Origin of the sequence: Nosocomiicoccus sp. HMSC067E10 (assembly GCF_001810835.1) — a bacterium.
In the GTDB taxonomy this organism is placed as follows: Bacteria; Bacillota; Bacilli; order Staphylococcales; family Salinicoccaceae; genus Nosocomiicoccus; species Nosocomiicoccus ampullae_A.
In genome coordinates this window covers 164106-170531 of record NZ_KV802761.1, presented here as the reverse complement: position 1 = coordinate 170531, position 6426 = coordinate 164106, and the positions used below count along the sequence as shown (strand labels likewise).

Here is a 6426-nt window from a genome sequence, read left to right as displayed (position 1 = left end):
AATGAGAAACCAAATTTTTGATTTGCACCACTCGCTATATGCTTGTATCTTCCACCATCTTTTTTCTTATAACTCTCCTCTGAATTATGACCAACAATTTCTCCATTATTCACCCATGTATAAACGGCATTATTTCTCTCATCTTGTCGGATAAATCCTTTACTCATCAATGTATTTACAATGTCTGGATTTAACTTCCTATCATTAATTAAATATTCTCTTACTTTCGACAGATCTTCTTTCATACTGTCATAAGAGGGCGCATAAGCTTCTAATTGAATGCATCGATTATTATAAAAATATAGAATTTAGCTCAAATTAAAAGTATGTCTCCTGAATTCTTCAAGAGACATACCTTAAAATCAGTATAATACCAAATAGTACAACTTGGGTAACACATCATTTTAAAAGTGGATTTTTCTATTACCAACCAATATCTTCAAGTGGAATGAACGTTGGAATTAACGCACCACCATAAGTATCTAAGATTAGTTGTTTCGTATCATCTTCTTGGTAAAGTTCAGCAATTCTATTCAGTGTTTCGTTATCTTTATCTTCAGCGCGGACTGCGATAATGTTAACGTAAGGCGTTGCTGTGTCGTCTTCTAAGAAAATTGAATCGTTTTGAATATCAAAACCTGCATCACTTGCGATTCCGTTGTTGATCGCTCCAGCTGTAACGTCATCTAACGTTCTTGGAATTTGAGCTGGCGCAACTTCTTTAAATACGATATTTTTCTTGTTTTCAACAATCGCATCTTCGATTGAATCTAAACCGTTATAGTTATCGACTAATTTAATAACTCCCGCTTCTTCTAAAAGCATTAACGCACGCCCTTGGTTTGAAACGTCGTTTGGTAATGCGATTGTGTCTCCTTCTTTTAACTCGCTTAAATCTTTGATTTTGTTAGAATAAATTCCCATCGGCGCTAAGTTCGTCGTTGCAATCGGTACTAAGTCTAAATCTCTTTCTTTAATAAACTCATCGAAGTACGCAACTGTTTGGAATGCGTTCGCATCGATATCACCGTCAGCAAGTGCAGTGTTTGGTTGAACGTAGTCATTAAACGATACGATTTCAATATCAATACCTTCTTTTTTCGCTTTTTCAGCGACAAAATCCCAAACTGTCGTATCTGTACCACTAACTCCAATTTTCACTTTTTCGTTATTACCACATGCGCTAAGGACAACGATAGATATAAGTGCTAAAAATAATACATGTAATTTATTCATTATAAAATTTCCCCTTTTAATTTTTACTTTCTTCTAACTATTCTTGATAATCCATTTCCAAGTGACTGTAATCCTTGAACTAAAACGACGAGGATAACTACTGTGACTAACATCGTCATACCATCAAATCTTTGATAACCGTAAGTAATGGCTAAGTCTCCAATTCCTCCACCACCAACAGTTCCAGCCATCGCTGATGCTCCAACTAAACCGATCGTAGCGATTGTGAAGTTTAAGATGAGTGAACCTAACGCTTCCGGGATAACGAATCTAAAGATTGTTTGTAGAGGCGTTGCGCCCATCGCATCTGCCGCTTCCAATACTCCGTCATCTACTTCTAGTAGCGATGATTCTACGAGCCTTGCAACATATGGTCCTGCATAGACGACCATCGGTACAATCGCAGCCGCCGTTCCAATTGAGCTTCCGACGATGAGTCTCGTAAACGGTATAATTGCAACGAGTAAGATGATGAATGGAATTGATCTTAAAATGTTAATAACGAAACTCAAAATAGTGAATGTTATTTTTTCTTCTAAAATTCCGCCATTTCTCGTGACGTATAGTAACACCCCAAGTGGAATCCCGAGTAAAATACTAAAGACAAACGATATCGTCACCATTTGAAGTGTTTCAACGAGTGCAATTAAAATTCGATCAGTACTCACTAGCATTTCTTGTCACCTCACTATATAAGACCTCTTGTTCTGTTAAAAATGCTTTAACTTTCTCGATTTCATCCGCTTCACCGATAAATTCGACAATTAGATTACCAAACGGTGTACGTTGAAGCTCTGTAATGTTTCCAAACAACACGCTCGCTTCAACGTCATAGCGTTTTGACAATTGACTAAGTATGGGTTTGCCTGCACTATCTGCGATGAAATTGAGTCGATAAATATGACGCTTTATATCGTCGCTTAATAGTCTAAGTACGAAGTCCGGAACTTCGCTATGCATGACTGTGTTTACGAATTTAACACCCGTTCTCGTGCTTGGATTTGAGAATATATCAAACACGCTACCAGACTCTATCACTTCACCATTTTCCATAATCGCAACTTTGTCACAAATTTCTCTTACGACACTCATTTCGTGCGTGATGAGTAAAATCGTAATGTTATATTCTTCATTTACTCTCTTAAGTAAAGATAAAATCGATGCTGTCGTTTCAGGGTCTAAAGCACTCGTCGCTTCGTCACAGAGTAAAATTTTTGGTTGTGTTGCGAGCGCTCTTGCGATTCCGATACGTTGTTTTTGACCACCTGACAACTCATCTGGGTAATTCTGTGCTTTATCCTTTAAACCGACGAAATCAAGGAGTTCGTTTACTCTTTTTTCAATTTCTTCTTTCGGTGTACCAGATAAAATTAGCGGCATTGCCACGTTTTTAAATACTGTTTTTGAATTCAGCAAGTTAAAATGTTGGAATATCATACCGATATCTTTTTTAATCTCACGAATTTCTTTACTATTCGCTTTGCTTAGATGTTTACCATCTACGATGACTTCGCCACTTGTCGGCGTCGTTAAGTGGTTGATCGTACGGAGTAACGTACTTTTCCCAGCGCCACTAAAGCCGACAATACCGTATATTTCACCTTCTTTTATATCCAGTGAAACGTTTTTTAGTGCTTCGGTTGTTACACCTTTACGATTAAATGTCTTTGAGACATTTTCAATTTGAATCACAAAATTCACCTTCCAACGCAAATTACAAAATAAAAAACCCTATTTTTATATAGATAAAAATAGGGTCGCACTATTCTTATCTACTAGCTAAACGCTACTGGAATTGGCACAACACATATAAAATGCTCGCTGCCGAGGCTTCAAAGGGCCAGTCCCTCCACCTCTCTGGATAAGATAAATTAAATTGTTGGATATAACTGTAATTCATTCAAAAACGAATGTCAACATGTTTTCTGAAAATTATACAAATTATTCTGCGATTTCGAATTCTGCACCGATTTCAAATTTGACGTCTTTACCTACCATGACGCCTCCAGCTTCTAACGGTTGGTTCCAAGTAAGTCCATATTTTTCGCGGTTGATCGTACCTCTTAAAATAACTCCCGTCACGTAAGAATCTGTAAATGGATTTTTGTGCACGCCGTTATGTTCAAATTCAAAAGTTTCTTCATGAACTTCATCTTTTATTTTTAAATCACCTGTAATCGTATTGTCTGTTACCGTTTTCGAGACGAATTCTATTTCAGGGTATTTTTCTACATCGAAAAAGTCTGCGGATCTTAAATGATTGTCACGATCTGCATTTTTAGTTTCGATTGAATCTACATGCGCAATTCCTTTAACTTGTAATGTGCTTAAGTCTTCAAGATCACCTGAAATTTCTCCATCAAATTCTGTGAATCTACCTTTCACTGTAGATACCATCATATGTTTTACAGAAAATTCTACTGAGCTGTGTGATTTGTCTAATTTAAATGTTGTCATTTTAATTCCTTCTTCCTTATAAATTTAATGATTTAATAACCATGTTTTTGCTTTCTCAACTGCATCAGTTGTAATTTCATGTCCATTTACATGAACTGTTGTTACTTTTGCTCCACGTGAAGTAAAAAGTTGTTCTACATATTCGTTATCTTCTAGTGTCACCATTGGATCGTTATCCCCGACTGATAAAAACACTTTTAGGTTCGACATATCTTTACTGTTATCAGTTAGATCTAATGGATAAAGTGGTGCGAATAGTATTGACCGCTTAAAATCAACATCTTCACGTAGTAGTAAGTGAATTGCGATATTTGCGCCATTTGAAAATCCAACTGGAATTAGATCCTTTAGGTCGAACCCTTCAGATTTTGATATTTCTTGTAGAAAATCGAGCAATTCTTGCCCTCTATAATTTAAATCTTCTAAGTCATACTGACCGAAACTAAGTCGTTTAAAATATCGGTTCATGCCGTTTTCTTGAACATTACCTCTAACTGATAACACGCCATATGAATCATCTAATATGTTTGCGAGTGGCAGTAATCCTCTTTCGTCTGATCCTGTTCCATGTAGAAGCAAGAATATCGGTTTACCTTTTTGGCCCTTGTTAAATATATAGTGCATAACATTCACCTACTTCCTTGAAGTGTCAAACGGACGAACTCTCGTTTCGATATCTTCACGTCTATGTTCTAAAGCTGGCGGCAATGCTAATGATTCACCGAGTGTTTCGTATGGTTCATCGGTCATAAATCCTGGTCCATCTGTTGAGATTTCAAAGAGAATATGACCAATTCTTGCGTATAACGCTTTAAAATAAAATCGATCGATGATTCCTGAGTTAGGCACACGGTGTTCTTTATAGCGCTGAACCCAGTTATTCAATGCTTCATCATCTTTTACGCGAAATGCCACATGGTGAATTTCTCCATAACCTTGTTTAGAGTCTTCACTCTTTTCATCGTGGAACACGTGCAATTCAGCTCCATTACCGCCTTCACCCATCGTTAAAATAGTATACGTGTCATTCTTAGATACAACTTCCATGTCGTACACATTTTGTAACATGTCAATAAACGCATCATAATAACTGACTTTAATGACCATTGGCCCAAGTCCGTATATCGCATATTCCTTTGGTACCGGACCATTTTTCCACGGAATTCCTGCTTGAACACCTCTGTTATCTTCGTCAGATATAAGTTGATAGTATTGCTCTTCATCATCTTCAAAGCGTAAAACTTTATGCCCATTAAATTCAGTGATTTCTTCGTGTGTGACATTAAATGTTTCAAAACGTTTTTTGTAATATTCAATTGCCGCGTCACTTGGTACGCGAAATGACGTTCTATAGAGAGAGTTTGTGCCTTTTTTACCTTTAACTTGATTTGGGAAATCAAAAAATGTCATATCCGTACCTGCATTCCCAACATCATCTGCAAAAAATGTATGGTACGTATAAATATCATCTTGATTGACTGTCTTTTTCACGAGTCGCATGCCTAAAATTTCAGTGAAAAACTTATAATTTTCTATCGCATCTTTTGTCATTGCCGTTACGTGGTGGAGTCCTAGAAGTTTGTTTTCCATAATTTTACCTCCTACATTATTTCGAATTCGAAATATATCATAAAAACAAACTCGGCATCATTTAGATACTCGAGTTGAAACTATTTTTAATAATTCTCTAAGCTGAGTTAACGACGCATCATCTAAATCTTGAAAGCATGATTCAATCATTTGAGCATGACTTGGAAACACCGAATCAATCAACTGATATCCCTTTTCAGTCAGACTCGCATGATACGTACGCTTATCCGATAGATCTTGTGTACGAACGACATAATTACGTTTTTCTAAACTATCGATCACATACGTCGTTGAACTACTCGCGATGAGTATTTTTTCTTTAATTTGTTGAATGGGTTGTGGCCCTTTGTTATATAACACTTCAAGTACCGCAAACTCATTCACAGTCAGGCCGTGACATTTTATATCTGCTTTAACTCGCTTAAAAAAATTATCTGTCGTACGTTTAAGTGCCACGAATGTTTTTAAAGCATCGCTTTGCCTCGTCATAAAATGTCACCCCTTAAAATTATTTCGAATTCGAACTAATTGTATAATGTTATATAAATCTTGTCAAAAATTTTATTTTTCCTTAAGTTTAAATCCTGCTTGTTCGAGTTCCTTAATCGTTAAATCAAGGCTTATTTTTTGTATTTCACCAGTCTTGTTATCTTCTGCTGGACGTACTAATTCATTTAGCTTTTCTGGGCTTATTTTTGAATACTCGACTTCGATCGTTTCTATGAAATGATCTTCTTTAAATTCTACATCGTAATTTAAACCTTCTTCACCTTCATACGCTTCAAAAGCATCGATGTCTTCAAATCTTTGCTTTGCCTCATCTTTATTAGAAACGTTAATGGCTTCGTAATCTGCTTTTGTTGTCGTAACTTGTCGGATTAGTTCCTCACCTTTATGAATTAAATCAACCGTCACTAAAATACCCTGCTCTTCTTTCTCGTATGTGACAGTCTCTTCTTTAGTTTCACTTTCCTCTTCTTTAGGTTCGCTAGTCTCTTCTTTATTTTCAACTGGTTCTTGTTGTTTTGCGCTTTTTACTTCCTCACTGTTATCATCATTACTACAAGCAGCAAGTGTGACTAAAACTGCTAAAGATAAAAATATAGAGAATAACTTTTTCATTTCAAAACCACCTTAAATTGT

Annotated in this window: 9 protein-coding genes and 1 riboswitch; all 9 genes read right to left on the bottom strand. The window is 36.2% G+C overall.

Translation table 11 applies throughout. The features are described from left to right. Nucleotides 1-245 (bottom strand): DUF3991 domain-containing protein (locus tag HMPREF2767_RS03955; RefSeq protein WP_148128999.1); only part of this gene is annotated, 245 nt, incomplete at its 3' end. A 178-nt stretch (nt 246-423) separates the two neighbouring features. Beyond that, nucleotides 424-1236 carry a MetQ/NlpA family ABC transporter substrate-binding protein gene (locus HMPREF2767_RS03950; protein WP_070622679.1) on the bottom strand — a complete coding sequence of 271 codons (813 nt, stop codon included), beginning with the start codon at nt 1234-1236 and terminating at the stop codon, nt 424-426. A gap of 23 nt (nt 1237-1259) precedes the next feature. Beyond that, nucleotides 1260-1910 carry a methionine ABC transporter permease gene (locus HMPREF2767_RS03945; protein WP_070622678.1) on the bottom strand — a complete coding sequence of 217 codons (651 nt, stop codon included), beginning with the start codon at nt 1908-1910 and terminating at the stop codon, nt 1260-1262. Beyond that, nucleotides 1894-2928: a methionine ABC transporter ATP-binding protein gene (locus tag HMPREF2767_RS03940; protein ID WP_070622677.1), complete on the bottom strand. Its 1035-nt coding sequence runs from the start codon at nt 2926-2928 to the stop codon at nt 1894-1896. The genes HMPREF2767_RS03945 and HMPREF2767_RS03940 overlap by 17 nt, the downstream gene beginning before the upstream one ends. A gap of 73 nt (nt 2929-3001) precedes the next feature. Next, nucleotides 3002-3104: riboswitch (SAM riboswitch) on the bottom strand. A gap of 73 nt (nt 3105-3177) precedes the next feature. Continuing rightward, nucleotides 3178-3693: a YceI family protein gene (locus tag HMPREF2767_RS03935; protein ID WP_070622676.1), complete on the bottom strand. Its 516-nt coding sequence runs from the start codon at nt 3691-3693 to the stop codon at nt 3178-3180. Between the two features lie 24 nt (nt 3694-3717). Beyond that, nucleotides 3718-4317, bottom strand: a complete 600-nt coding sequence (locus HMPREF2767_RS03930; RefSeq protein ID WP_070622675.1) for an alpha/beta hydrolase — start codon at nt 4315-4317, stop codon at nt 3718-3720. Nucleotides 4318-4326: 9 nt separating this feature from the next. After that, on the bottom strand, nt 4327-5283 hold the full coding sequence (locus HMPREF2767_RS03925; RefSeq protein WP_070622674.1) for a ring-cleaving dioxygenase: 957 nt from the start codon (nt 5281-5283) through the stop codon (nt 4327-4329). A gap of 57 nt (nt 5284-5340) precedes the next feature. Beyond that, nucleotides 5341-5772, bottom strand: a complete 432-nt coding sequence (locus HMPREF2767_RS03920; RefSeq protein WP_070457216.1) for a MarR family winged helix-turn-helix transcriptional regulator — start codon at nt 5770-5772, stop codon at nt 5341-5343. Nucleotides 5773-5844: 72 nt separating this feature from the next. Continuing rightward, the gene (locus tag HMPREF2767_RS03915; RefSeq protein WP_070622673.1) at nt 5845-6405 is read right to left on the bottom strand and encodes a DUF1307 domain-containing protein; all 561 of its coding nucleotides are present in this window, start codon (nt 6403-6405) and stop codon (nt 5845-5847) included. Nucleotides 6406-6426 lie beyond the last annotated feature (21 nt).

What these genes read in the sequence shown, in the direction of transcription:
- HMPREF2767_RS03950 (WP_070622679.1), bottom strand. Translation starts at nt 1,236, where the DNA reads ATGAATAAATTACATGTATTATTTTTAGCACTTATATCTATCGTTGTC.
- HMPREF2767_RS03915 (WP_070622673.1), bottom strand. Translation starts at nt 6,405, where the DNA reads ATGAAAAAGTTATTCTCTATATTTTTATCTTTAGCAGTTTTAGTCACA.
- HMPREF2767_RS03945 (WP_070622678.1), bottom strand. Translation starts at nt 1,910, where the DNA reads ATGCTAGTGAGTACTGATCGAATTTTAATTGCACTCGTTGAAACACTT.
- HMPREF2767_RS03920 (WP_070457216.1), bottom strand. Translation starts at nt 5,772, where the DNA reads ATGACGAGGCAAAGCGATGCTTTAAAAACATTCGTGGCACTTAAACGT.
- HMPREF2767_RS03930 (WP_070622675.1), bottom strand. Translation starts at nt 4,317, where the DNA reads ATGCACTATATATTTAACAAGGGCCAAAAAGGTAAACCGATATTCTTG.
- HMPREF2767_RS03935 (WP_070622676.1), bottom strand. Translation starts at nt 3,693, where the DNA reads ATGACAACATTTAAATTAGACAAATCACACAGCTCAGTAGAATTTTCT.
- HMPREF2767_RS03925 (WP_070622674.1), bottom strand. Translation starts at nt 5,283, where the DNA reads ATGGAAAACAAACTTCTAGGACTCCACCACGTAACGGCAATGACAAAA.